At 61.9% G+C, this 26446-nt stretch carries 21 protein-coding genes; 5 read left to right on the top strand and 16 right to left on the bottom strand.

Annotation, left to right across the window (positions count from 1 at the left end):
- Together HMPREF2760_RS07290 and HMPREF2760_RS07295 are read right to left on the bottom strand one after the other, a co-directional pair.
- A partial coding sequence (locus HMPREF2760_RS07290; protein WP_070596957.1) for a DUF5979 domain-containing protein occupies nucleotides 1-1738 on the bottom strand: 1738 nt, incomplete at its 3' end.
- 403 nt (nucleotides 1739-2141) lie between these two features.
- Nucleotides 2142-3434, bottom strand: a complete 1293-nt coding sequence (locus tag HMPREF2760_RS07295) for an adenylosuccinate synthase (protein ID WP_070596958.1) — start codon at nucleotides 3432-3434, stop codon at nucleotides 2142-2144.
- Nucleotides 3435-3752: 318 nt separating this feature from the next.
- Between HMPREF2760_RS07295 and HMPREF2760_RS13220 the strand changes: the two genes are divergently transcribed.
- Nucleotides 3753-3800, top strand: coding sequence for a hypothetical protein (locus tag HMPREF2760_RS13220; RefSeq protein ID WP_118781210.1), 48 nt, complete (start codon nucleotides 3753-3755; stop codon nucleotides 3798-3800).
- A gap of 1058 nt (nucleotides 3801-4858) precedes the next feature.
- Nucleotides 4859-5788 carry a hypothetical protein gene (locus HMPREF2760_RS07305; protein WP_070596960.1) on the top strand — a complete coding sequence of 310 codons (930 nt, stop codon included), beginning with the start codon at nucleotides 4859-4861 and terminating at the stop codon, nucleotides 5786-5788.
- 12 nt (nucleotides 5789-5800) lie between these two features.
- On the opposite strand, the gene HMPREF2760_RS07310 is transcribed toward HMPREF2760_RS07305, so the two are convergent.
- From HMPREF2760_RS07310 to HMPREF2760_RS07355, 10 genes are all read right to left on the bottom strand, one after another.
- Complete coding sequence (locus tag HMPREF2760_RS07310; protein WP_070596961.1) at nucleotides 5801-7021, bottom strand: FUSC family protein; 1221 nt, start codon at nucleotides 7019-7021, stop codon at nucleotides 5801-5803.
- A gap of 158 nt (nucleotides 7022-7179) precedes the next feature.
- Nucleotides 7180-8214: a class II fructose-bisphosphate aldolase gene (gene fbaA / locus HMPREF2760_RS07315; RefSeq protein WP_070596962.1), complete on the bottom strand. Its 1035-nt coding sequence runs from the start codon at nucleotides 8212-8214 to the stop codon at nucleotides 7180-7182.
- Between the two features lie 185 nt (nucleotides 8215-8399).
- On the bottom strand, nucleotides 8400-9596 hold the full coding sequence (locus HMPREF2760_RS07320) for a glycoside hydrolase family 76 protein (protein ID WP_070596963.1): 1197 nt from the start codon (nucleotides 9594-9596) through the stop codon (nucleotides 8400-8402).
- 63 nt (nucleotides 9597-9659) lie between these two features.
- Nucleotides 9660-10334, bottom strand: a complete 675-nt coding sequence (locus tag HMPREF2760_RS07325; protein WP_070596964.1) for a TrmH family RNA methyltransferase — start codon at nucleotides 10332-10334, stop codon at nucleotides 9660-9662.
- Entirely contained in the window at nucleotides 10327-10872 is a 546-nt protein-coding gene (pyrE, locus tag HMPREF2760_RS07330; protein ID WP_070596965.1) for an orotate phosphoribosyltransferase, read from the bottom strand. The genes HMPREF2760_RS07325 and pyrE overlap by 8 nt, the downstream gene beginning before the upstream one ends.
- Nucleotides 10873-10981: 109 nt before the next feature.
- Nucleotides 10982-12250, bottom strand: a complete 1269-nt coding sequence (locus tag HMPREF2760_RS07335) for a type III secretion system chaperone family protein (RefSeq protein WP_246818518.1) — start codon at nucleotides 12248-12250, stop codon at nucleotides 10982-10984.
- A 61-nt stretch (nucleotides 12251-12311) separates the two neighbouring features.
- Complete coding sequence (locus HMPREF2760_RS07340) at nucleotides 12312-13163, bottom strand: sulfurtransferase (RefSeq protein WP_070596966.1); 852 nt, start codon at nucleotides 13161-13163, stop codon at nucleotides 12312-12314.
- An 86-nt stretch (nucleotides 13164-13249) separates the two neighbouring features.
- Nucleotides 13250-15811 (bottom strand): ATP-dependent chaperone ClpB, encoded by a 2562-nt coding sequence (gene clpB / locus HMPREF2760_RS07345; protein ID WP_070596967.1) that lies wholly within the window; start codon nucleotides 15809-15811, stop codon nucleotides 13250-13252.
- A gap of 313 nt (nucleotides 15812-16124) precedes the next feature.
- Complete coding sequence (locus HMPREF2760_RS07350; protein ID WP_070596968.1) at nucleotides 16125-17519, bottom strand: TetR/AcrR family transcriptional regulator; 1395 nt, start codon at nucleotides 17517-17519, stop codon at nucleotides 16125-16127.
- 204 nt (nucleotides 17520-17723) lie between these two features.
- Nucleotides 17724-19094, bottom strand: a complete 1371-nt coding sequence (locus tag HMPREF2760_RS07355) for a sodium/glutamate symporter (protein ID WP_070562383.1) — start codon at nucleotides 19092-19094, stop codon at nucleotides 17724-17726.
- A gap of 168 nt (nucleotides 19095-19262) precedes the next feature.
- Here HMPREF2760_RS07355 and HMPREF2760_RS07360 point away from each other — a divergent pair, with 168 nt between their 5' ends.
- Nucleotides 19263-20462 (top strand): FAD-binding oxidoreductase, encoded by a 1200-nt coding sequence (locus HMPREF2760_RS07360; protein WP_070596969.1) that lies wholly within the window; start codon nucleotides 19263-19265, stop codon nucleotides 20460-20462.
- Nucleotides 20463-20494: 32 nt separating this feature from the next.
- Here the strand turns inward: HMPREF2760_RS07360 and HMPREF2760_RS07365 are convergent, their stop codons facing one another.
- On the bottom strand, nucleotides 20495-21304 hold the full coding sequence (locus HMPREF2760_RS07365; protein ID WP_070596970.1) for a carbon-nitrogen hydrolase family protein: 810 nt from the start codon (nucleotides 21302-21304) through the stop codon (nucleotides 20495-20497).
- Nucleotides 21305-21406: 102 nt separating this feature from the next.
- Between HMPREF2760_RS07365 and HMPREF2760_RS07370 the strand changes: the two genes are divergently transcribed.
- Together HMPREF2760_RS07370 and HMPREF2760_RS07375 are read left to right on the top strand one after the other, a co-directional pair.
- Entirely contained in the window at nucleotides 21407-21667 is a 261-nt protein-coding gene (locus HMPREF2760_RS07370; RefSeq protein WP_070596971.1) for a hypothetical protein, read from the top strand.
- A gap of 35 nt (nucleotides 21668-21702) precedes the next feature.
- Nucleotides 21703-22815 carry an alpha/beta hydrolase gene (locus HMPREF2760_RS07375; RefSeq protein ID WP_246823644.1) on the top strand — a complete coding sequence of 371 codons (1113 nt, stop codon included), beginning with the start codon at nucleotides 21703-21705 and terminating at the stop codon, nucleotides 22813-22815.
- 26 nt (nucleotides 22816-22841) lie between these two features.
- Here the strand turns inward: HMPREF2760_RS07375 and HMPREF2760_RS07380 are convergent, their stop codons facing one another.
- The 3 genes from HMPREF2760_RS07380 to dnaJ form a co-directional block, all read right to left on the bottom strand.
- Nucleotides 22842-24362 carry an acetaldehyde dehydrogenase ExaC gene (locus tag HMPREF2760_RS07380; protein ID WP_070596973.1) on the bottom strand — a complete coding sequence of 507 codons (1521 nt, stop codon included), beginning with the start codon at nucleotides 24360-24362 and terminating at the stop codon, nucleotides 22842-22844.
- A 320-nt stretch (nucleotides 24363-24682) separates the two neighbouring features.
- Nucleotides 24683-25105 (bottom strand): heat shock protein transcriptional repressor HspR, encoded by a 423-nt coding sequence (locus HMPREF2760_RS07385; RefSeq protein ID WP_070523924.1) that lies wholly within the window; start codon nucleotides 25103-25105, stop codon nucleotides 24683-24685.
- A gap of 13 nt (nucleotides 25106-25118) precedes the next feature.
- Nucleotides 25119-26324 (bottom strand): molecular chaperone DnaJ, encoded by a 1206-nt coding sequence (gene dnaJ, locus HMPREF2760_RS07390; RefSeq protein WP_070596974.1) that lies wholly within the window; start codon nucleotides 26322-26324, stop codon nucleotides 25119-25121.
- Nucleotides 26325-26446 lie beyond the last annotated feature (122 nt).

The following is a 26446-nucleotide window of genomic DNA, read 5'->3' on the forward strand; positions in this document are numbered from 1 at the left end:
CCGGCGTCGGGTCCTCAGACGGTTCCGGCGTCGGCTCGTCAACCATGGTTGGGTTTTCGAGCGTAACCTTAACAGGCTTGTCGCCTTCGATCGTCACGGTGATTTCCTCGCCGGACTCTTCGCCAGCAGTGAACTTGGGTTCGCCGTAGGTGACCTTCTTGCCGCCTTCGGTTTCGACGTCAGCTGGCTTTTCTTCGGTCAGGCGGACCTTGGTGCCTGCAGGAACGTCCTCAGGCAGGGACACGGTCTCGTCGTTCTTGACGGTGAGGGTGCCGGTTTTCTTTTCGCCATCGAGTTCGTAGGAGTACTTGACGTTGTACTCGGTGTCTGCAGGAACGAGGGCAGCACCGTCGCCGGTTACTGTCTTGATAACGGACAGGTTGCCGTTCTGGACCTTCTTCTCAGCCTTGTTGACGAGGTTGAGCTTGACCGGCTCATTCGTCTCGGGCGTCACGCTGAACGAACCGTCTTCGTTCTTGGTTACGCCGTCACCGGTGATCTCATAGTCGCTCCACTCGATACCGTCAATCTCTGGAAGGTTGACTTCCGTGATCTTGAACTCGGTGCCGATCTTGTAGCGCTTGGAGTTAACGCGGTTCTCTTCACCAGCTTCGAGCTCGAGGGTGTCCTCTTCATCTGCGGCGGTGTACTTCACGGTGTACTTGGTGCCTGCTGGCACCTCTTCTGCACCGTTACCTTCAACTGTCTTGGCGATGGAGAAGCGGGTGTATTCCTTACCGGAACCAGTACCGCCACCGATTGCGGTGTAGGTGAAAGTCGCCTCAGCGTCCCTGCCGTTGACCTTTGCGGTGTTCTTGAAGACATCGCCTTCGAAGGCCTTGCCGTCCATCTTGGTCCAGTAAAGGACGCGGTACTGGACGCGCTTATCGGTTGGAACGTTCTTCACCGTGACGGTGAAGTGGGTGCTGCCTTCAGCAAGGTCGGTCTCGAAGTCAGCTGAGTCAACAGGTTTCCAGTCTTCACCTTCAACGAAAGTGCCGTCCTCGGCAACGTTGCGGTATTCGACCTCAACACCGAAGTCGTTGGTCTTGTGACGCTCGAACTCGGTGTTATCCACGATCGAGTCAGTAACGGTCACGGTGCCGTCTTCGGCGACGGTGTTAGGGAACTGGATACCCCAAGCTATCAAGTCGTCAGCGATCTTGGTGCGTGCGCTGTACTTGTATGGGTCATTGGATGCGTATCCAGGACCAACGCGGCCGATGCCGCCGTCACCTGGGATTGGAACAGGGACAGTCTTGCCGTCGATGATGAAATCGGCGGTGCTGTTGTCGCTCTGCTCGTCAAGGGTTGCGAGGAACCACAGTTCGCCGCCGACGTCTTCCTTGCCGTTGACAAAGTCAGTCAGGGTGCAGGTGACAACTGGCGCTGGGTCGTTCGTAACCTTACAGTTAGCAACGGTTTCGCCTGTTTCCTTATCCGGAACCGCGAACTCACCGTTACCGTAGTTAGAGAATTCCTTCGGCAGGGTCATGCCGAAAGTCTCGCCAGCCTGTGCTCCGTTTGGAACGTTCCACTTTGCCGTGACTTTTACTTCGTCATCGACACGTGCCTGGCCGCCATCTTTACCGTTGAACGTCACGTTGACGTCGGAGATGGCGCCTGGGTAGTCGAATTCCTCGGTCGCGTTAGCTGGACCGACGCCGACGATCAGGTACATCGCCGTCAGGCACAATGTTAAGAGCAGGCCGCCAAGGCTGCGTTTCTTTAGTTTCATAAGTTTATCTTTCTGCGGTGATAAGTCCGCGAAGACTGCGACTCATCTGATGTCCTTATCAGTTGCGGGCACACTTTCCATAGCAACAAACACCAGACGATGCCTGTCAGTGCGATCTGTTGCTACTTACAAACTTGATTATAGCATGTGAGCATACTGCAAACATCACGAAGATACACTTAATGTGCCGTGCGATGCGGTATGTCGGCATCGCTACAGCTTTTGAAGGGTTGCGACCATCGCTTCGAGTGCGTTTTACACAATGGGCCGAGGCTTGCCCATGTTGAAGCTCACCCTGCCCTTGCCGGTCCGCCCGGTGGCCGCACCGTCGTTCATAACCCCACAGGAGAGAAAACCTCCGCTCTTATTCCTAAGGTTGGTTTATCTTGGACCGGCCTGCGCCTTACTGGTCTTGTATGACGTCGTGACGCACGATGGTCTGGTCACGGCCAGGGCCGACACCAATGTAGGAGATGCGACAGCCGGAGAGCTCCTCTAGGCGCAGGACGTAATCCTGTGCCTTCTGCGGGAGATCCTCAAACGTCTGACAATTAGTAATGTCCTCATCCCAGCCCGGCATGGTCTCAAAAATGGGCTCGCCGTGGTGGAACTCAGACTGGGTCAGCGGCATCTCGTCGTAGCGCTTGCCGTCAACGTCATAGGCCACGCAGATGGGAATCTCACCAATACCGGTGAGCACGTCCAGCTTGGTCAGGAAGTAGTCTGTGAAACCATTGACGCGGGTGGCGTAGCGGGCAATCACAGAGTCGTACCAGCCACAGCGACGCTTGCGACCGGTGTTGACGCCGATTTCACCGCCGGTGGTCTGCAGGTACTCGCCCCACTTATCGAAAAGCTCCGTGGGGAACGGACCAGCGCCCACGCGAGTGGTGTAAGCCTTGATGATGCCAAGGGAAGTCTTAATGCGTGTCGGGCCAATGCCGGAGCCCACAGCAGCACCGCCCGCAGTCGGATTCGATGATGTCACGAACGGGTAGGTGCCGTGGTCAACATCCAGCATGGTGGCCTGGCCGCCCTCCATGAGAACGTGCTTGCCCTCATCCAATGCCTGGTTCAGTTCCAGCTCAGCCTCAATCACCATTGGGCGCAGGCGCTCGCGGTAGCTCAGGAAGTACTCCACCACCTGCTCCGGCTCAATGGCCTTGCGGTTGTACATCTTCACCAGCATCTGGTTCTTGATGTCCAGGGCGGACTCAACCTTCTGGCGCAGGATGGATTCATCGAAGATGTCCTGCACACGGATACCGATGCGGGCTACCTTGTCGGCATAAGCCGGGCCGATGCCGCGGCCGGTGGTGCCGATGGCGCGCTTGCCCAGGAAGCGCTCCTGCACGCGGTCCAAGGTCTGATGGTACGGCGCCACAAGGTGGGCGTTGGCGGAAATCTTCAGTCGCGAGGCGTTTGCGCCGCGGGCTTCGAGGCCGTCGATCTCATCGAAGAGGGCCTCCAGGTTAATCACCACACCGTTGCCCAAGACTGGGGTGGCGTTTTCAGAAAGAATGCCGGCGGGAAGGAGCTTTAGCTCGTACTTCTCGCCGCCGACCACGACGGTGTGGCCGGCATTGTTACCGCCGTTGGGCTTCACTACGTAATCGACTTTGCCGCCGAGGATGTCGGTAGCCTTGCCCTTGCCTTCATCGCCCCACTGGGCGCCGACGATGACGATCGCTGCCATGTTTGGTGTCACTTCCTATTTATTGAAGTCAAATACGCACCTACTTTACCCGTCACGGCGGTTAAGCGTTGAGTTTGTGACATGGTCATCAAGATTTGCTGTACTGGCGGGGCTTGACAGAGTCCGCAGTAGGTTCGGAACGTGATTGGCTAGGCGGTTTCGGTGGCCGAATCGTTGCCGCCAGAGCCCTCGTTATCGAAGTAGATGGTGTCATTGGTGAACATCAGGCGCGACTTGTCTGGGGTGCTGACGATGATGCTGTCATCAACAACAGCGATTTGGCCTTCGACGTCACCAACGCCGATTCGGTAGAGCCCGTTGCCTTCAATCTTCGTGCCGTTAGTTGGGATTTCATCGTCATACTGAGTGAACTCAGTACTGCCCTCTAGCGGCAGGAAGGTCACTAAGTTGAATTCCATCCCCTCCGGCATTGGGGTCTTGGCCCCCTTGATGGCCCAAGTCCCGCCGTCGCCATGCGCACAGTCAATGGCGTTGTTTTCCTCAATAATGCCGCAGACCATGTTCCAGCCGTCGGCGGAGATAGTGAAGAGCTCTTCGCCGCGGAGGTCTTCTTCATCTTTGGCCAAATCTGCGGACTCAGTCGGTTCCGAGTCCACGTCAATGAAGAATATGTCCGAGTTCACGCCATCGAAGGAGCTTTCCATGGACGTAGCTTCGACACCTGGGCGCTTGTTTACTTTGCCCTCAACTCCGACGATGTCACCATCGGTCTTGGACTCATAGGTATAGCCCTCACCGTCCTCCTCTACCTCTAAGGAAGAGGACGTGATGTAGAGAGCATCCTCGTCCTTAAGTTCGCCCTTGGAGAAGAAGACGGGGACTTTGACGTTCTCCCCATCAAACTCGCCTTCCAGCACCACGTAGCTGAGGAATTTGCAGGGATCGTATTCATCCTCACCGACACTGACGTTCTCAAACTTCTCGGTGGAGCCCTTCACATAGGCTTCTTCATTCTCCAGGACCTTGCTGAGTTCGGTGTCCTCGAGTTCTTTCTTCTCATCACAATCAGCGTTGGTGCTTGATGAGGATGCACTGCTGGATGTCGACGTGGCCGTCGAAGAAGTAGTCGTCGCAGAACTCGTCACGGACTCGGCGGCGGCCTCGGTGAATCCCGGCTCCTCAGCTTCCCTCAGGGAACCGCCGATGAAGCTGCACGAACTCATCACAAGACCAGCGGCGGATACAAGCGCAAGGGTTGTCATACGGGCGGACATGGTGATTACCTCCAGCTGTTAGACAAAGAAGAATTGAGTGGAAGAGTTGAGTATTAAGAAGTTTGGCGTTGTCTTGGAGCCTACTGGCAGAATGTGATGTGCACTACTTTTCTGGGGAAAGCTCCGCTGCTCGTGCATCACTGAAGGTGCTTTTTAGCCAAGCTCTCCCAACGCTTCTATGCTTCTTGTATGATCTGTGCGCTTGTAGACTGCGGCGGCCACCTCACCAACGCCCACACCACTGCTCTGGTTGGGGCTGCCCAGCATGGAGTTCGTGTCGAACACTTCCGCTTCGCGGAGGTTCCCACCCGGCAAGAGTTGAAGGCTATTGATGCGCTGGCCAGGGAGATCCTTCCGGAAGACCCCACCCCATCGCTGGATGAGATTGCCGCGCAGCCAGACGTGAGCCACCTCGGCGCACCGGGGCCAGCACCCCAGGCCCCGTTCCTGAGCGAAACGCTGCGCGTTGTGGTCATTGGCAACGACGCTGCGCTTAGCGCCGTGCTGACCCGCATGATGCGGGCTGACTACCTATGGGCCGAGGTGGGCTACGTTCCCACCGGGGAGCACTCCACCGCGGCGATGAATTGGGGCTTAAAAGCTAGCGAAACGGGCCAGGGCCGCCAGGGGCTCGGCGACCATGGAGCAGTGATGGAGGAGGCGCTCTCCTTTGCCATGACCGCGCCCGTCAAGCCGGCGCCGCTTATCCGCAATGACGCGGGCCTCGCCGTGGCGGGCTCGGCAACGATTGCGGAGTGGTCGAACGAGGAGATCACTGGTGAGATCATCGTTGACGATGCCGTGCTGCTGCGCGCGGACCGCGAGAAGGATGTCTTCGGCGCAAAGCTCGTGCCGATGACGGATGCGCCGGGCATCGTGGCGGCAAAGGCGGTGACCAGTTTTGAAGCGGACGAAGCGCCGCGTCGTGGGCTCCTCGCCCGCCTGCGCAAGCCTGCCCAACCTGGGCAGCTCGACCCCGCCAGCGTCATGCAAGGCCGGGCGGTACAGGCTGGCGGGCCTTCGCTCAGCGTCAGCGTTGATGGAGTCCGCGCCAAGCGGCCGGTCAAGCGCGTGACGTTCTACCGCCACCTGCGGGACCTACAGATAGTGCGGCCCTAGGCAAGTAGGGCCCTAGTTCTCTTCCCAGACCTCCGGCGGGTAGGCCGGGTGCTTGGAGGTGGGCACGAGTTGTGCCACGGCTGACTCGCGCGACATGCCACACACCATGAGCAGGTCCACGATGATGGAGCGCGTCTGTGCCAGCACAGCATAGGCGGAGAGTACGGCTTCCTCGCCGGCGATGTCCATCGAGCAGCGCGCCCCCAGCTGGCGTAGGCGGTTGACTATCTCAGGAATGGCGTGCGCCTCATCCACGCGGCGCTCACGCGCGGTTTGGTGGGTATAGAGATCGGAAAGCTTCATCGTGATGTCAGCGAGTTCATCGATGATCTCAACTTGCTCGGCCGTGGCCTGGTCGCCGTCCTCGGCGAGCACGAGCGCACGGCGGGAGAGCACGCGGGTGCCGCGGACCATGTTGTCAACAGGAGTGAGAATGCGTTCCAGGGAGCGCACGGTGCGCTGCGTGCTCCACAGGAAGGGTGATAACCGTGCGGTTTCCGCGCCGCCCTTGGTGGCGTTGAGCATGTTGTTGATGTCATCCTGCGTGCCGCGCACGGCATCGCGGGCCTCCGTGATGGTCTCGGGATCGTTTTCTTCCAGTCCCTTAGCCACGTCGGAGAGGACCAGGGAGGTAATGCCCAAGACCTTCGAGACTTCCGAGCGTCCCGCGCGCAAGGGAGAGGATGGAATCAACACGATCATCGTGATGCCAATGACCGCACCGATGATGGCGTCAACAGCGCGGGAGAGACCACCCATATCTTCCGGGGGAAGGATGGTGGCGATAAGGATGGCGGCGATGACGATCTGGTTGCTCACCATCTGCGAGCCCGTAACAAAGGAGCCGATCACCAGGGCGAGGCCGATGATGATGGTCATGTGGATGGGGCCGGTCCCGAGGGCGTCGACAAGCAACGTGCCCACCAGCACGCCCACGATGCCGCCGATGGACATGTCGACTGCGCGCTTCAGGCGGTCGCTGCCCGATAGACCAAGGATGATGATGACGGCCATCGGAGCAAAGAAGGGCTGCTCGTGGCCGAAGAAATCGTGCGCAACATAAAAGGCCAAACCCGCGCCCAGCGTGCACTGAATCATGAACACGAGCCGGTTGCGGATGCGCGTGAGGCGCGCCTTGAGCGACTTATCCACCAACCGCAACTGCTCGCGGGTGGTCTTGCGAACGCGTTTGACGGTACTCGACGAATTCGACGATGACTCTTGCGCTTCCATGACTCCGGTATTTTACGCGTTCTGGCGGCAGGTTTGGACGAACAAAGCCACCCCTTTGAGGTCAAGGGGTGGCTTGGTGACATGTACTGACGCCACTTAGAGCCTGCGGCTGCTAAGCAGCGGCGTCCAGGAGGCGCCGGTGTCAGCTGGGCAGTGGATTACTTAGAAACGGTCTTGCCCACGGAGTGCAGGTCGGTGCAGGCCTCAACCACGCGGTCAGCCATGCCCTGCTCAGCCTTCTTCATGTAGGAGCGCGGGTCGTAGACCTTCTTGTTGCCCACCTCGCCGTCGATCTTGAAGACGCCGTCGTAGTTGGCGAACATGTGGCGTGCAACCGGGTTGGTGAAGGCGTACTGGGTATCGGTGTCAACGTTCATCTTGATGACGCCGTAGCGCAGGGCCTCCTCGATCTTCTCCTTCTCGGAGCCGGAGCCACCGTGGAAGACGAAGTCGAAGGGCTGGGAGCCTTCTTCCAGGCCGAGCTTCTTGACAGCAACCTTCTGGCCCTCGTCGAGGACCTCCGGGCGCAGCTTCACGTTGCCCGGCTTGTAGACGCCGTGGACGTTGCCGAAGGTAGCGGCCAGCAGGTAGCGGCCCTTCTCGCCGGTACCGAGGGCATCGACGGTCTTCTCAAAGTCCTCCGGGGAGGTGTAGAGGTTAGCGCCGGCCTTAGCCTCAACGCCGTCCTCTTCGCCGCCGACGACGCCGATCTCAACCTCGAGGATGATGTTGGCGTTGTGGGCCTTCTCCAGGAGCTCCTGGGCGATCACAAGGTTCTCATCGATCGGGATAGCGGAGCCATCCCACATGTGGGACTGGAAGAGCGGAAGCTCGCCGCGGTCAACGCGCTCCTGGGAGAAGGCGATCAGCGGGCGCACGTACTCATCCAGAACTTCCTTCTGGCAGTGGTCAGTGTGCAGCGCAACGTTAATGCCGTAGTTCTTGGCAGCCTCGTGAGCGAAGGCAGCCAGGGCCTTGGCGCCGGCAACCTTGTTCTTCACGGACAGGCCCGAACCGAACTCGGCGCCGCCGGTGGAGAACTGGATGATGCCGTCGGACTCAGCCTCGGCGAAGCCGCGGAGAGCGGCGTTGATGGTTTCGGAGGAGGTGCAGTTAATTGCCGGGAATGCGAAGCCGCCCTTCTTGGCGGTATCCAGCATCTGGTTATAAACCTCAGGGGTTGCAATAGGCATGAAATTCCATCCTTTGGAGTTGCTGTGCAGTAAGCCGTGCCGTCTCACAAACCAGCGAAACAACACGTTCCAACACCCAAGTATGCCTGTTATTGTGGTTTTCCGCCGCGAGATGAGGTGTGACCTCACTTAAACCGCGTCGGGCACGGGCATTCCCAACCCGCCTAGCTGGGACAATGCCGCTTTTATTTGGATTCTGACTTGTACTTCACAATCCGGGTGCAGGCCTCCAACAACATCCAACCGGACAATTGAACGGACAAATCGCGCTCAGCCACGCGGATGATGCCCATCTTCTGGCTCAATGACGTAGGCCCGAAACCGTAGTTATGAGGCAGCTTCGCGTCCGCAGTCCAATCGGAGCCGAAGATGGGCAGGCCGTCCACTTCTAGACGGTGTTCCCACACGGATTCCGCCGAGGCCGTCACGAGGCGAGCGGCCAGCTTCTTCGTCGCGCGGTTGGCCGGGGAATCGCCCGGCAGGCGCACGGCGACGTCCGCGAGGTAGCGGGCCAGGATGCCTTTGAAGAGGCCGCCGTCGCCGTCGCCAGTCTGCCAGTCGATGACACCCGTGTACGTCGCCATGCCCGTGGCCACTGCTTGGACAAGGCCACGGATGCGCGTGGTGTAATCCATCATGTCCGCGGCGAGCTCGGCCTCATGGACGGAGTCGATATCCTCCACGGAGCGCAGGCCGGTCTTCTCCCGCAGCGCCAGCACGATTTCCAAGCAGGCACCGAGCACCACGCCCTGGCAGTAGGGGTGGATGTTGCGGACGATCTCCTGCCCATCCATACGCATGCGGATGCCGTCCATGACGAAGCCATCGTCATCGATGAGGTGATCGTAGATCCAGTCCACGATGTGGCGGGCCTCCTCCACGCGCCCCATGCGGGCCAGCATAATGGCGCCCGGGCCGTTGGAGGGGACATTGAGGAAGGTCTCGCCTTCACGCCAGGGCAGCACGCCTACTTGGGAGTCGATGCCATCGCGGATGTTGTTCTGCAGGGTGCCCAGCTTCTTATAGGGGCGCTGCTTCTTGAGCTCACCGGCCCGGGCGATGGCCAGGGCGAGCCATGCTTTGTCGTCGTAGTAGCGGTTCTTCGTCAGCGCGCGGAGGTTGCGCACGTGAATTCCCCGGATAGTGTCAGCGATGCGCGCGCGGCGGGCCTTGGTGTTTTTGCGCAGGGCGGCATCAACAAGACAGTCCAGATAATGCGCCTGCCACCAATAGTGCCAGTGCACAAAGAGCGATTCCTTGGTGGTGGGTGGCCAACTCACTACGGCAAGGTTGGTACGGGGCAAGCCCCACACGGCCTGCGCGTGGCGCTCATTGATGGCTGTTTCCGCAAGGTCGGCGCGGTGGGACCATTTCTCTAACACTTTTGTCTCATCATTCTCACAATGTGAATTCGTTACCTAGATGTAAACACAGTGCGCGGGATCTCACCAAGCTTTTGATAAATCGGCGTGCTGTCGAATCCATGCATGCATGGCGATGCCCGCGGCCACGCCCGCGTTGATGGAGCGAGTAGAACCAAATTGCGCGATTGAGCAGGTCATCACCGCTGCGTCCTGGGCTTCCGGACTGACACCCGGGCCTTCCTGCCCGAAGAGGAGCAGACAGCGCTCGGGCAGCTCCGCGGTTTCTAGGGGGACACACCCGGGGGTGTTATCGATGGCCACGACGGTCAGGTCTTGGTCGGCCGCCCAGGCCATCAGTTCGCTCACGTCCGCGTGGTGCATGAGGTGCTGGTACCTGTCGGTGACCATGGCGCCGCGTCGGTTCCAGCGGCGGCGGCCCACGATGTGGACGGTATCGACGGCAAAGGCGTTGGCGGTGCGCACCACCGTTCCGATGTTGGAATCGTTCTCGAAGTTCTCGATGGCGATGTGCAGGGCGTGCCGGCGCTTATCGATATCCTCCCGAATCGCCTCGCGCGTCCAATAACGGTAGGCGTCGACGACGTTGCGGCGATCCCCCTCCGCGAGCAGTTCGGGATCGTATTTCTCCGCTTCGGGGCCTTCCGGCAGCGGGCCTTCCCAGGGGCCAACGCCGTGGCGGCCCTCATTCCACTCGGTGGGGCCTTTGGCCTCCGCTTCTTCCTCGGGATTAGGCAAGGTCCAGGTCCTCGAGGCCCAGCAGGTAGCGGTATTCCAGCCCCTCAGCGGCGATGGCTGCGCCGGCGTCGGTATTGCGGTCCACCACGGTGGCCACGCCAACAACCTCGGCGCCTGCCTTGCGAAGAGCCTTCACCGCGGTCAGCGGCGAGTTGCCAGTCGTGGTGGTGTCCTCGACAACGAGCACCTTCTGGCCCTCAACGTTGAAGCCCTCGATCTGGCGCTGCATGCCGTGCTTCTTGGCTTCCTTGCGGACGACGAAGGCATCGATATCGCGACCGTCAGCGTGCATGATGGCCAACCCGACCGGGTCCGCGCCCATGGTCAGACCGCCGGCGGCGGCGTAATCCCAGTCGGCGGTGAGCTCACGCAGCAGCGCGCCGATAAGCCGCGAGGCCTCGTGCTGCAGGGTGGCGCGGCGCAGGTCCACGTAGTAATCGGCCTCCTTGCCGGAGGACAACGTGACTTTGCCGTGGACGACGGCCAGCTCCTTCACCAGCTCTGCTAGGCGTTGCTTCTTCTGCTGATCCAGGCTCATCGCTCGCTCCTTAAAATCTGTGGCTTTATAGCCTTGAAAAATCCGCCCTGTAGTTTACCCTCTTGCCGCACGGTTGCCCGCGACTAGTGCTGGTGCCGGGATGGCAGGCCTAGTCGAAGATGGAGGAGCCGCCGTCGAAACGGCGTGGGAGGCGAGCCTGGTTATTTTCGGGGGCGGGGTGTTCGTGGCCGTCGGCAATCGCGTCCACCTCGTCCGCACCCAAGCTGGAATGGTCGATGGTGCCGCGGGCTTCGCTGGTGGTGCGGCTCGGCATGACCACCGGCTCGGTGGGGCGCTGGATGGTCGGGGTGTCGAGGGAATCATCACGATCCGGAACTGCCGTGGGCCCGGTCGGCTCCGGTTGCGGGGGCTCCGGGATATCGCGGCTCGGGTCGAGCTCATCAACGCGCAGCACTTGGGCAGCCTCGGAGCGCGGTGGGAGCACGCGGGCGGAATCGGCGAGCGTGGCCAGTGGCTCGAGCAGCTCTTCCCACTCTGCGCTGCGCGCCTGCCGGGTGGTCTGGGCAAGCGCCCACTCCCCCTCCATCCACACGGCGGTCACCTCGGCGGGAAGGCGGCTCAGCGCGTCGGTGACGCGGGCATCGATGAGGCGCTGTCCCACGCCGGCGTCGGTGGCGAAGACCTCGAAGCCTTCCTCCTCACGCACGTACACCAGATCCTCAGAATGGTTCTCCGCTTCCTCGCCTGCTCGGCGGAAATCCACAACAATGTCGGAGGCCGCGCCGGTGCGCATGGCCATAACTGGGATTGAGCCCATGTCGAAGAGCAGCGTCTCATGGCCACGGACGTTTCCGGCCACGATGTCCCGGGGTTCCTGGCCGCGGGCGGCTGCGCCGCGGGTCCACTCATCGGCCAGGTAGGAATCGTGCTTGATGTATTCCCAGCCGCGCTGCTGGCCAAAGGCCTTGCGCTCGCGGCGGGCGCTGCCCGGCACGAGGTGCCTGGCGCGCTCTGCGCGCTCGGCAAAGCTGTGCGCTGGTGCCGGTTCTGTGCTTGCTTCTACGGCCGGCTCTGCCTCAGGCTCTGGGGTGGTTTCCGGCTCGGTTGCGATGGCGGGCTCTACTGTGGGCTCGGGTTCTTCGGCGAGCACAGGTTCGGCCTCGGGCTCTGGGTAGGCCTCTGCGGTTGCTTCGGGCTCAGCGGATTCAGGCTCGGCAGCTTCAGGGGCCGCGGCATCGGCTGCGCCGTCGGCAGAATCGGTGGCAATAACGTCGGCAGAGGCGCCGGTATCGGTGAGGGTGTCGGTTGCTGCATCACCGGCGGAGTGCGCGGCGCGCTGGCGCTGATCCAACCAGAGCACGATGAGACCAGCTGCGAGCGCGAGGGCGGCGAGGGATAAGAGTACGAAAGGCATCATTGACCGACTCTAATCGCCCGGCGCGCCCCATTCGCGCTGACGCGCTGGTCACGCGCGGATTCTAGACGTGCTCGCGGTCCCCGCGCTCCACGGGATTGCGCGGATTGGCCGACCACTGCGACCATCCGCCCACGAAGTGGCGCAGGCCGGTAAAGCCCACGTGCTCCAGAACGGCAATGGTGAGCGCGGAGTGGTTGCCGGAACCGGAGTAGATGATGGCGCCGTCCACGTTCTCCTTAGTCACGCCGTGCTGGTCAAGGATTTCCAGGATTTCTTCCTTGGACTTCCACACGGTGATGTCCTGCGTGTGGAAGAGGCGCTCGGGCAGGTTAACCGCGCCCGGGATGTGGCCGGCCTTCAAGTCGAGGTTCTCGCGGCGGCCGGCGAAGCGGTTGCGCGTTCGAACGTCGAGAAGCAGGCCCTTGTGTTCCTTGACTTCATCGATGGTGACCGTGGGCATCGAGCCCGGCTTCACTTTAAGGTTCGAGGTCATGCCCAGGTTGCCCGGGCCGGTGAGCGTGGGCATTGCCTGGGCGCGCCAGTTGGACAGGCCGCCGTCGAGAATGCGGACATTCTGGATGCCCGCCCAGCGCAGCGTCCACCACGCGCGGCCGGCGAAGAGGCCGCGGCCTTCGTCGTAGACCACGACCTCGCTATCCTCACGCAGGCCCCAGTGATCGATCCACTCTTGAATCTTCTCGGTCTGTGGGAGTGGGTTGCGCCCGACCTTGGAACCCGGCAGGCCCACGAAGGCTGACGCGGCGTCCGCGTACTGGGCGGTTGGAATGTGAAGGGAAGAAAAGAGATTGAAGGCCTCGCCTTCCCCTGGGGCCCAGAGGGAAGCGAGGATGGTCGTCTTGTCACCGCGGTAAATCTTCTCACTCAGCTCGTGAGGGGAGATCAAAATGCTCATGCCCCCAGATCATAGGGGCATGAGCGGGTGCTGGCGACCGGTGAGCGCGGTGAGCACTTATCGTGCTCACCGGTTTAGGCGGCGCCTTAGGCGGTGCGGGCAGCTAGGTCGAGGTGCTCGCCGCCGTCGGCAACGTCAACGTGCACGGTATCGCCGTCCACGATGTCACCCGCCAAGAGCTTCTTGGCGAGCTGGTCACCGATGGCCTGCTGGATCAGGCGGCGCAGCGGGCGGGCACCGTAGGCCGGGTCATAGCCGCGCTCCGCCAGCCACAGCTTGGCGGCGTCGGACACGTTCAGCGTCAGGCGGCGGCCGGACAGGCGCTCGGCCAAGCCCTTGAGCTGAATGTCCACGATGCCGGTGAGCAGATCCGAAGTCAGCGGCTCAAACATCACGACATCATCGAGGCGGTTGATGAACTCCGGCTTGAAGCTGCGCTTGACCGCCTCCATGACCTCTTCCTTGGTGCCGCCGGCACCCAGGTTCGAGGTCAGGATGATGACCGTGTTGCGGAAGTCCACGGTACGCCCCTGGCCATCGGTCAGGCGGCCTTCATCGAGCACCTGGAGCAGCACGTCGAAGACGTCCGGGTGGGCCTTCTCGACTTCGTCGAAAAGCACCAGCGTGTACGGGCGGCGTCGCACCGCCTCGGTGAGCTGGCCGCCGGCGTCGTAGCCAACGTATCCCGGAGGGGCACCGACGAGGCGGGCCACGGAGTGCTTCTCACCAAACTCGGACATGTCGATGCGGACCATGGCGGATTCATCGTCAAAGAGGAAGTCCGCCAAAGCCTTCGCCAGCTCCGTCTTACCCACGCCGGTCGGGCCGAGGAAGAGGAAGGAACCAGTCGGGCGGTTGGGATCAGCCACACCGGCACGTGCGCGGCGAACGGCGTCGGACACCGCGGTGACGGCCTCCTTCTGGCCCACCACACGCTGCCCCAGCACGGATTCCATGTTGAGCAGCTTCTCGGTCTCGCCCTGCAGCATCTTGCCGGCCGGGATGCCGGTCCAAGCGGAGACGACCTCCGCGATGGTATCCGGGGTGACCTCCTCGGTGAGCATGGTGTTGTGCTGCTGCTTCGCCTTCTCCTCGGCCGCAGCCAGGTCCTTCTCCAACGGCGGCATCTTGCCGTAGTTGATCTCAGAGGCCAGTGCTAGGTCACCATCGCGCTCCGCAATCTCCGCCTTGCGGCGCAGATCCTCCAGCTGTTCCTTGATGGTCTGCACGTCATCGATGGCCTTCTTCTCATTGGCCCAGCGGGCCTTGAGCTCACCGAGCTTCTCGCGCTCATCGGCCAGCTCTTGCTGAAGTGCAGCCAGGCGGTCCTTCGAAGCGGCGTCCGATTCCTTCTTCAGGGCCAGCTCCTCAATCTCGAGGCGGCGGACGATACGCTCCAGCTCATCGATCTCCTGCGGGGAGGAGTCAATCTCCATGCGCAGGCGAGAGCCAGCCTCATCGACCAAGTCGATGGCCTTATCCGGCAGGAAGCGGTTGGTGATGTAGCGGTGAGAGAGCTCCGCGGCAGAGACCAGGGCTGAGTCCTGAATGCGCACGCCGTGGTGCACCTCGTAGCGCTCCTTGAGTCCACGGAGGATACCGATGGTGTCCTCCACGGAAGGCTCAGCGGCGTAGACCTGCTGGAAGCGGCGCTCCAGGGCGGCATCCTTCTCGATGTACTTGCGGTACTCGTCGAGGGTGGTGGCACCGACCAGGCGGAGCTCGCCGCGGGCGAGCATGGGCTTAATCATGTTGCCAGCATCCATGGAGCCTTCACCGGTGGCACCGGCGCCGACGATGGTGTGCAGCTCATCGATGAAGGTGATGATCTGCCCGTCGGAAGCCTTAATCTCATCGAGCACGGCCTTGAGGCGCTCCTCGAACTCGCCGCGGTACTTCGCGCCGGCGACCATGGAGCCGAGGTCCAGGCTCAGCAGGGTCTTACCCTTGAGGGATTCCGGGACGTCACCCGCCACGATGCGGCGGGCTAGGCCCTCCACGATGGCGGTCTTACCCACGCCGGGCTCACCGATGAGCACCGGGTTATTCTTCGTGCGGCGGCTGAGCACCTGGACCACGCGGCGGATCTCCTGATCGCGGCCGATCACCGGGTCAATCTTGCCCTCGCGGGCGCGGGCGGTGAGGTCCGTGGCGTACTTCTCCAGAGCCTGGAACTGCTCCTCGGGGTTCTCCGAGGTCACCTTGGCCGCGCCGCGCACGGAAGGGAAAGCGCCCTTGAGCGCGTCATAGGTGGCACCGCGGGAGGTCAGCAGCTCGGCGGCATCCGACTTGGAGCCCGCAATAGCGGCGAGCAAGACCTCGGTGGAGACGAACTCATCACCGAGCTCACCCGCCAGCTCCTGAGCGCGGGTGAGGACGTTGAGGGCGTCGCGATTAAAGTTCGGGTTCGCCATGTTGGCGCCCTCGGCCTTCGGGAGGGCGTCGATAAGCTGGCGCGCCTCCTTCAGCACCGTCTCCGGATCCACGCCGGTGGCTTTGAGCACCGGGGCGGCGATGCCGTCCTGCTGCGCGAGGATGGCTGCTAAGAGGTGTGCCGGGCGGATGTCCGGGTTACCGTTGGCGGAGGCCGTCTGCAGCGCTTGCTGCAGGGCCTCCTGAGTTTTAGTGGTGGGGTTAAAAGAACTCATTGTTGTGTTTCTCCGTTTCTACTGTTTGTCCAAACCTTCCCGCGACAACAGTGGCGAAGGAAGCTTCACTGTCTATAACGCCACAGAACTTGAGTCTGTTCCACTCAACTAGAACTTTTTTAAAAACCCGCTTCTACTCCAGGTTGATCGGCACACGCTCAAGTTTTCTTTTCCCTCTGTAATGGCGTGCCTATATTGGCACACCGCCTATCCTGGCACGCCGTGGGCACAAGAAAACCGGCCCCTCTGCCCTGCTGGATTCAGCAGAACGGAAGAGCCGGTGTTTATCTACGTTTATCTACGATTAAACGGGCTAGACAGTCTGCGGCTGCTTGCCGGGAAGATCGTAGGCAAAGGTCGCTAGGACCACGCCCGTCACAAAGTAATAGATGGACCACTTTTCCTCGAGGTCGATACCACGGAACTCACCCATAGAAGCTAGGTGGCACATGCCGTCAGCACCGGCCCACAGGGTGAAGTTCTTGATATAAACCAGGCGATCCTCCGGTTCGTACCCGGCCTCCCGCAGCGCTTCGCGGGCAAAACGCATCAACAATGCGAAGGACACACCCATCTTGGTCTGTTCCTCGCCATCCGCACTCAGCGGCACCACGGACCCAGAGGCAGCGGCGATGCAGGCGCTATAACGTTCGGGGTAGGTCACCGCGTAATCGAAGTAGGCCACCGCTACGCACAGGAGCTTGTCGACGGCCGATGCATCCTCCGGCAGCTGCTCTAGGAGGTAGAGGCTGCGGGCTTCCAGCTCACAGTCGGTTTCCTGATCCACGGATTCACGCAGCACGAAGTCATTGTCCACCAACGAAGCAATGAACACATCGGAGACCTCGAAGTACTCGGCCACGTTCTCGATGGTCACTGCCTTCAGCCCGTCGCGCGCCGCCAGCTGGATAGCGCGTTCCATGACGGCCATGCGCGCGCGTTCCGCAGGAAGCTTCTGTAAATCCTCAATCGCAGAGATATCGAGAGCTGGATCGCGGTCCGGAACAAAGCCCGCGAGCATCGCACGGTAACCCTGCATCGGATTGCGCAGGCTCGGCATTTCTAGCGACTCTGCCGCCTTGAACAGGGTTCCGATGAGCGCCTTGCATACCTCGCGCAGGTTGAAGCGCCGCACCACCGAGTGTTGGTGCCGCAGTACGCCGAGAACGCTGAGGTGCGCCATGCCATGAACAGTGGCCAAGGTAGCAACGCTGAACTTTGCCACCGATTCGAAACACACATCGCTTCCAACCTGGAGTTTTCCCTCCGTCGCGATGAGCGAAATGCTTTCGTAGATCAGGTTCAAGGTCCGGTTATAGGACAAATTGCCCTGCAAGAGAGCCTGCCATTCGTCCTCGAAGACATAGGCCTTCTTTTCAAAGAGGTAGCGGAACAGCTCCGGCTCACGCTCGGCGTACTCGTAATAGGCCTCGGTAAAAGTTGTCAGCTTGGTAAAAAGATCGGCGTAGCCTGGGGCCGCATCGAGCGTTTCCTCAAGAAACTTCACTTTGCGGTCAGTCACATATTCGGGGATCGCCCGCACGATGGCCTCGCGGTCAGGAAACTCCGCAAGCACCTGAGCAGCACTAAGCTCCGCCAGCTTGGCCACGGATTCGACGGAGATGGCCTCATCCCCCTCCGCAGCTCCGATATGAAGCGCAGACTCGAGTACACGCTCACGAAGTGAGTCTTCATAAAGAAAATGCATACGGCTTCCTAAGTTTGCGCTCACATAGAGGAAGAAAGGCAGACACTGGGCGAGCGCCACGCTAATAACTTCTTAATTTTACCCCTATCTTCAGTTAAAGAGCAATGTGTTCAACAAGCTCCCTTTCAGTCAAGTCACACCCCTACCAATAAAACAATCCCCCAGGCCACGGCCTGGGGGATTGCGCGCGAAGGGCTTTAGCGTCTACTTCGATGAGCCGACGTGCCCGATGCCTTCCTTGAAGATGGTTCCGCGCGGCGGCATCATTCCGGTGAACTTGAACACGAGGTAGATGACCACCGCGATGCCCAGGGAGATCCAGCCAAAGCCAGCGGTGAAGCCGTACATGACGGCCAGCGGAGCGATGATGGTCCAGGAAATCTCGAAGGGGCCGAAGCCGATGTAGGCCATGCCGTACTCCGACAGCGTGCCGGACTTGAGCTTGGGGTCCACGATCTTGAGGATCGCAATGCCTGTCGCCACGGTGGCCGTGGCCCAGCCCCAGCCGAAGATGCCGCGCTCAATCCAGCGCTCACCGAAGAACTCGGCGGGGAACCACATCAGGAAGAAGATGCAGTAGATGGTGCCCAGGACGAAGAGCAACAGGAGGGCCTGCCAGTAGGCTGCGACGGCTGCCGGCACGATGGCCGCCACACCAAAGGCAATGAGGTAGTCAGTCGCCGCACCGGAGACCGAGCTCACCGTGTCCTTATCCAGGTAGTCCTTAGCACCCACCATGTTCATCACGGCGCGGAAGAGCAGGCCCACGACCATGGACATGGCAAACAGCGGGATGGAGACGTTCTCCCAGATGGAGGCGATGCCCTTGTTAATGCCGTAGGCGGTCATCACGGTCAGGGCGATGAAGCCAACGTGGAGGGTGATGGGCTCGATGGCGGAAGGGTTCGTCGTCGCGCGGCCCAGCGAGGGGCGATCCTCCAGGCGCGAGATGTAACCGCGGCGCAGCTCCTCCGGGAGCTGCTTCGGAACGTGCGAAACCTTGCCCTTGCGGATGCCCCAGTTACCCGCAATGATGCCGCCGACGATGGCGGCCAAGGTACCCACGGTAGCGGAAGTAAAGCCCAGCGAGGAGGCTGCCTCAGCGCCCACACCCTCCAAGGCACCGCCGACGGCCGCGGCGGTACCGAAACCGCCGGTAAAGCCAACGGGCAGCATCATGCCGAACCAGTCGGGCGTGTCGAAAGTAGGCTTAAACAGCAAGAGGCCAAGGATGATGAACAGGCCCCACTGGCCGGTGAACATCATGGTGGAATAGCCCCACATGTTGCGAGCGCCCTTGCCCATGTTGCCGCCCATCTCCATGGAGAAGGCCATGGAAGCGAAGACCACGGCGATGAGCAGTGAGGTGTAATCACCGAGGTTCTCGGAAAAACCGATCCAGCCCAAGACATTGGGCCCCAAGATCAAGCCGAGCAGGCCCGCGGTGATGGGGGCAGGCAGCAGCAAGTCCTGGAATACGAACTTGATCTGGTGGCGCAAAACGTTGCCGATAACCATGAGCAAGGAAATCCAGCCCACGTCGGTCATGATTGTGTACGCAGAGAAATCTTCCATGCGAGATCTTCCTTCCATGCCGCGCATCGCGGCATCCTTGAGACGAGACTCACCCACTTTCGGGAAATGAACCGTAGATTACACTACAACTCCCTCCCCGCTTTGCCACCCCTGACGTATAACCCTAGGGGGTTTTGGCGCTACCCCCAGGCGCTAGGATGGGCGGGCATGAGGGAACTGGGTGAGCACCTGCGCAACCATGCCGAGGACTATCGCGATGCAGTACACAGGCACTTTTTTGCCACCGTGGCCGAATCCCGCCAAGTCTTTGCTCTGTCGATGAAAGACACGCACCCCTCCATGGCCCCGGCACTCGCGTGGGTGCTGGAAAATGTGGAGGACGGTGGGGTTCGGGGGGACGTCGCCAAGCGCCTAGCGCAGATGGGGCGTGATCATCGCCGCCACGGTTTCCCCCCTGAGGTGTATCCCAAATTCGAGGATTCCCTGGTGCAGGGGCTTACGGTGCTGGGACTGACGCCGCACCAGCACGACGTGGCAACGCGCACCATTTCCAGCGTGTGTTCAATCATGCGCAGCGCCGCCCAGGAGGCGGATGCCGCCGGCACTCCCCCTGCTCACAGCGCCCAGGTCGTGGCGGTGGACAAGCCTAACCGGAACACCGCTGTGGTCCGGCTGGAATCCGGCATGGCGCTGGACTACCGCGCGGGCCAGCACGTACCGGTGACCTCGCAGCTCACGCCCGGCACCTGGCGCCCCCTGACCCCGGCAGCGCCTTCCGATGATTCAGGGCAGCTGACATTCCACCTCGCGCTGGCGGGTGAGGCCTCCTCCATGCTGGCGAAGGCCCAGCCGGGCGATTGGTGGACGCTGGGCATGCCCGCCGGTGAGCCACCGCAGCTCGATTCCGAGACCACTCTCATCTCCTTCGGCACCGGGTGGGCAGGCGCCCGGGCACTGCTTCTCGACGCCCTGGGGAGCACCCTCCCCTCCGGGCTCCAGGTCTATGCCGTGGCCCCCTCGCCGGGCGAGCACTATGACACGGAGTTTCAGGCCAACCTGCAGGCCCTGGTTCCGGAGCTCACTCTGCGGCACATCGTTCGGGATTCGCAGGATCCCTGGCTGCTCGGAGCACGGCCGCCGGCCGCCGGGTTCAACCCAGTGGTGGCCAACGAACCGATGGAACCGGTGCTCGCGGCGGGAACGGACCGCCGCTTCGTGCTCATCGGTCCTGCCGATCGCATCGAACTAGCGCGCGCGGCGCTGCTCGACGGTGGCGTTTCGGAGGAGGCAATCACCACGGATAGCTGGCAGCGTGGCCACGAGTGGGCGGCCTCCGCCGCGGAGCTTGACGGGTGGGGCGATGACTGGGAGGCCTGGGCGGCATGGAAGAAGTCCCAGTGGGCATAGGCGCTCAGAGCGCCTATGCGTGCAAACGTCGGTTAGGCGTGCAAAACAGGGAGGGACTCACGAACCTTCGTCACGGTGTCTGGGTCCACCTCGCCGTAGAGGATCTCCGGCTCATAACCAGCCTCGGCGAGGCGCGTGCCATCCGGCGCCACGAGGACGGAGTGCCCGATGCCAGTCGGCCCGGAGGCCTCCCCCGCCTTCGCCTCCCCACCGGGGCGAGCCTGACCCGCGGCCAAAACATAGGTCGTGGAATCGAGCGCGCGCGCAGCGCTGAGCAGGCGCCACTGCTCCAACTTGCCCGGGCCATCCGCCCAGCTGGTGGGCACGACGATGAGCTGGGCACCCTGGCGGGCTAGCTCCTTGAACTGCTCGGGGAAGCGGATGTCATAGCAGGTGGCGACACCCACGGTGAGCTCCCTGGCGTCGAAGACAACAAGAGACTCACCGGGCCGAACGGTATCGGATTCCTTGTACTTGAAGGCGTCGTAAGTGTGGATCTTTTCGTAGCCGCCGAGCACTCCGGGGCCGGCGATGAGCGCGACGTTGGCCACGCGGTTAATTGTCTTCTCACCCCGTTGGACGGTATCCGCCGGGGCGAACATTCCCAGCACCACGTACACGCCGAGCTCTTCTGCCAGCGCGCGCACGGCGGTGGCGGTGGGGCCATCAAGCCCCTCCGCGTGCGTATCGAGGCGCCCGGAATCGAAGCTCTGGGTGGTAGCTTCCGGCAGGACGATAAGCTGCGCGCCGTTGTCCGCGGCTTCCCGGATCTTATCGAGGGCTGCGGCGAGGTTGTCCTCAACGTCTCCGGTACTGGTCAATTGAACTGCTGCTACCTTCATGCGGCCCACGGTAGACGAGCCCGGACTAGTTATCCACAGATTTCGCGGATCCGCGGCGGCCGCTCTTTACGGCAAGAGGAGTGCTGGCGCAGTCTCGATGCTATGAACCACCTCGACATTGACCGGGCTGCCCGCGAGCAGATCCGCGACCTCTTCGGCCATGCCTGCCCCGCCGCGTTTCCGTCCTTGCAGGATCCTCCCCGTACCGCCCGCGCCCTTGCGCTCCTCAGCGCCCAATGGGAGGACGCCCGGCGGGCAAGTGAAGCGGCTCGGCGGACGCAATTGGAGGAGCTTGACCATTTCGTGGGGTTGGCCCACGGTCTTGACGCAGATCTTTCCTCGCGTTTGGACGGTGCGCAATGAGCGCGGCCGAGGCGCTTCGTTTGGAAGCTTTAGGGATGGAACGAAACGCATCTGAGCTGGCGCGTTATATAGATGAGTCGCACCATCATTGGCTAGGTCTAGCGCTTTCTGGCGCTGCGGCCGATGCCGCGCGGCGCTCCTTGCACCGCGCCAGCGACAGCCTGGTGGATCCCGTGCAGCAGATGCGCCTTGCCGCGCACATCCTGAGCCTCTACGCGCCGCTGCAGGAGAGAATTGAACAGCTGCGCGCACGCGCTGTGCGGCTGGCTTCGGTCCCCGCTTTTGCAGAACCCGCCAGCGTGGCGCTGGGTCAGTTGGACGCGCTTGCCGACGTCCTCGATTGGGCCTGTGCCCGCCAACTCACCGCCCTGTGCACTCCGGAGCTGGCCCAACCGCCAAGCCGTTTGGAGGATTTCGGCGACCTCTCGCTGACCGAGTTGCACGAGTTCCAGCTGACCATGGCCAGCGAGGAGGTCCGTTCCCTGGTTGCGGCAAATCCGGACGCCACCGTGCTCGAGGCCAGCCCCGGGCGGCTGGTGGCGCTCGTGGACCCAGAGAACATCGGCACGCAGGCCGCCCAGGTGAGCACGTTTGTAGGCGGGGTAGGTTCTTCCGATACAGCAAGCTGGCCCACTGCGGTGGAGCGCGCACGCGCCATCGCCCGCGCCACCCATGGGCCTACGGTGGCGTGGATTGGCTACTCCGCCCCGCCCACATTGTCCCGCGCGGCGCACGAGGACCCGGCGCGCCGCGGGGCCGCCGAGCTAGGCCGCTTCCAACGCGCCTTGCGGCAGCGCTTTCCTCGGGCTCAGCACATCCTCATCGGCTATTCCTATGGCTCAGTGGTTGTCGGTAAGGCAGCGCAGCAGAACTATGTTGCGGATGACGTCGTGCTCGTCGGCAGCCCGGGCGCCTCCGCGGATAGAGCCGCGCAATTGCATGGCAGGATCTGGAGCGCGCGGAACACCGAAGACCCCATCGCGATTACCACCGGTCCGCATGGTGGCATCCATGGCCCCGATCCCACCTCCCCCGCCTTCGGTGCAACACCTCTGCCAGGTGCTAGCGGGCGTCCGGGCGATCATGGCACCTATTGGAAAGACCCCGCATTCCTGCGGGGCCTGGGCGTCATCGCACGACGCTATTAGAAGGCAGCCACGTGGGGTTACTGCCTTTAGAAGAGGCCGGCGTGCTCCTCGGAGTAGGACACCAACATGTTCTTCGTCTCCTGGTAGTGGGACAGCATCATGAGGTGATTCTCGCGTCCGATGCCAGACTCCTTGTAGCCGCCGAAGGCGCTGTGCGCCGGGTAAACGTGGTAGTGATTCACCCACACGCGGCCAGCCTGGATTTCCCGCCCGGCGCGGTAACAGGTGTTTTGGTGGCGCGACCACACACCAGCGCCAAGGCCAAAGTTGGTGTCGTTGGCTATCTGGATGGCTTCCTCGAAATCCTTGAACGTGGCCACGGAGAGCACCGGTCCGAAGATTTCCTCGCGGAAGATGCGCATGTCATTGGTGCCGCGGAAGACGGTCGGCTCAATGTAGTAGCCATTCTCCAAGCCATCCACCTTGTTCACGTGGCCGCCGACGAGAGTTTCCGCCCCCTCCTTCGGGCCCACCTCAAGGTATTCGGTGATCTTGTCCATCTGTTCCTGGGAGGCCTGCGCACCCATCATCGTTTCGGTATCGAGCGGGTGGCCGATCTTGATCTTCTTTACGCGCTCCACCGCCAGTTCCAAGAACTTGTCCGCGATGTCCTCATGGATCAATGCGCGGGACGGACAGGTGCAGACCTCGCCCTGATTGAGGGCGAACATGACAAAGCCCTCCACGCACTTCTCCAGGTAGGCATCATCCTTGTCCATGATGTCCGCGAAGAAGATGGACGGGGACTTGCCGCCGAGCTCCAGCGTGACGGGGATGACCTTGTCCGCGGCGGCCTTGTTGATGATCTTGCCCACCGGGGTGGAGCCGGTAAAGGCGATTTTGGCGATGCGCTCCGAGGTGGACAGAGCCACGCCAGCCTCTTCGCCGACGCCGTTGACGATGTTGAGCACGCCCTTCGGCAGGAGGTCCTCGATAATCTCAATGAGCAGCAGAATCGATGCCGGGGTTTGCTCGGCCGGCTTCATTACGATGGTGTTACCTGCAGCCAGCGCCGGTGCAATCTTCCACGCCGCCATCAGCAGCGGGAAGTTCCACGGGATAATCTGCCCCACCACACCCAGCGGCTCATGGAAGTGATAAGCCACGGTGTCCTGGTCGATCTGGGACAGGCGACCCTCCTGTGCGCGGATAGCACCGGCGAAGTAGCGGAAGTGATCAACGGCCAACGGGATATCGGCGGCGAGGGTCTCGCGTACGGCCTTGCCGTTTTCCCAGGTTTCCGCGACGGCGATCTTCTCCAGGTTCTCCTCGATGCGGTCCGCGATGCGGTGCAGCAGGAGCGCGCGCTCCGCCGGGGTGGTCTTGCCAAAAGTCTCGAAGGCCTTCTCCGCGGCATCGATGGCCAGGTTGATGTCTGCTTCCTTACCGCGGGCCACCTGGCAGAAAACCTCACCAGTCACCGGGGTGATGTTGTCCATGTACTCGCCTTCGACCGGCGGTACCCACTCGCCGCCAATGTAGTTGTCATAGCGCTCGCGGAAGTTGACGATGGCGTCAGGGGTGCCTGGGTTTGCGTACAAAGTCATGTGCCTAGTGCCTTTCTCGTGGATTCAGTACCGTCACGGTGGCCGCACGCACAATCGCATCCACACGTGACGGGCGGCACAACGCTGGACGCGAGTGTAGCGATAAGTATTGCCAAACTCACGTTTTCAATGAGGAAAGCTTTTGGGGTCGTTGTCCAAAGGCGCCTTGCTGACAAAGTTTTAGCCTCTGCCGCAATTCTGAACACGATCTTTGGCAACAACGGCACTTTTTAGGCGAAGAGCACGCGGCCCCACGCCGAGCAGAGTTGGCCGGGCCCCAAAACAGCTGAACCCCCTCCCGCAAAGGGAGGGGGAAGTGCCTAGCTGTCGCGGCGTCGGTTGCGACGCGGCTTCCACATCACCACGGATGTCGAACGCGGTACGTGGACCAGCTCGCCGCGCGATGGCCGCACCTGGCTGCGCAAGCGCTCAACTTCGGCCTGCAACTCATCACGCTCGGCGGCGAGGCGGTCACGCTCCGCGGTCAGCTCGATGATGGACTTGATACCAGCCAAGTTCACACCATCATCCTGCGAGAGCGTCTGGATCTTGCGCAAAAGCTCGATATCGCTCTCGGAATAGCGGCGCCCACCGCCGGAGGTGCGGGCCGGGGAGACCAACCCCATCCGGTCATACGTGCGCAGGGTTTGAGCATGCATGCCAGACAGTTCCGCAGCCACGGAGATGACGTACATCGCCTTGGGCTGCGCCGCATCGCTTCGGTTCATCCTGTCTTTGCTCATCATGCACCTCCTCCTAGCGGGCTACCGTGTTGCCGGCCCAGCCGGCGCGCGGATCGAAGCCGGAGTCCTTCTCCGCCTGCGCGTAACTGCGCAGTGCCGAGGAGGCAGCAGCATCCAGGGTGGAGGGCACCGTAACTTGTACGGTCACCATGAGGTCACCGGCCTTGCCGCCGCGCTTGGCCACACCGCGGCCCTTCACGCGCAACGTGCGGCCATCGGGCGTGCCCGCCGGTACCTTCACGCGCACGGGTGAATCGAGGGTCGGCACCGTAATGGTGTCCCCTAAGGCCAGCTCCGCGAAGGAGACGGGGACGGTGACGTGCAGGTCGTCGCCCTCCCGGGTGAAGACCTTGTCGGGCTTTACCGTGACCGCCACGAAGAGGTCACCGGACGGCGTGCCATTCGGGCCAGCTTCGCCCTGGCCGGCAAGGCGTACCTTCTGGCCATCGATCACGCCTGCGGGGATGCGCACCGTGATCGAGCGGGTGCGGTGCACCGTTCCGGAACCGGAGCAATCAGCGCACGGGTCCTCGGCGCGCTGGCCGGTGCCATCGCAATCCGTGCACGGCGCCGAGAAACCGAAGGTACCGCGCTGCTCAGAGGTGAAACCGGTGCCATCGCACGTCGAGCACGTCGTCAGCTTGCCGCTCTTTGAACCGGAGCCGTGGCACGTGGTGCAGGGAGCTTCGCCGCTGAGCTGCAGCGGGATGGTGGTTCCCTTTGCTGCCTCGCGGAAGTCGAGGGTTATTTGCGTTTCGACGTCGGCCCCCCGCGACGGCCGAGCTGTGTGGCCAGCACCACCGCCGCGGTTGAAAACGCCACCGAAGATATCCCCAAGACCGCCGCCTTGAGACGCTCCTCGAGCGGATCCTCCGAAGATGTCCGAGATGTCAAATTCTTGCGCACCCGGTCCACCCATGTGCGTGGATCGAAACCCGCCGGGAAACCCGGCGCCTCCTCTCCGTCCAAAGCCACCGCCGCGCATCATGGCCTTGAACTGGTCATAGTCCTTGCGGGTCGCTTTATCTGAGAGCACGTCATAGGCCTCAGCCACCTGCTTGAATTTCTCCGCCGCCGCGGGGTTATCCGGGTTGGCATCGGGGTGGTTCTGGCGGGCCAGCTTGCGGTAAGCGTGCTTAATCTCTTCGGCGGTAGCGGATGAGGAGACCCCCAGATCCGCGTAATAATCCTTGTCTGCCCATTCTGGCTTAGCGTTCACTGGGCATCTCCTCCTTTCAGGAGAGTCGATTCATGGTTGGGTTTTAAGATTTTTTGCTAAGTAAAAAGCTAACTAAGTAGAGAAAAGAAGAGTGGCGCCAAGGAACATTGAGCCCTGACGCC

It is taken from the genome of Corynebacterium sp. HMSC065D07, from assembly GCF_001810695.1.
GTDB lineage: Bacteria > Actinomycetota > Actinomycetes > Mycobacteriales > Mycobacteriaceae > Corynebacterium > Corynebacterium hesseae.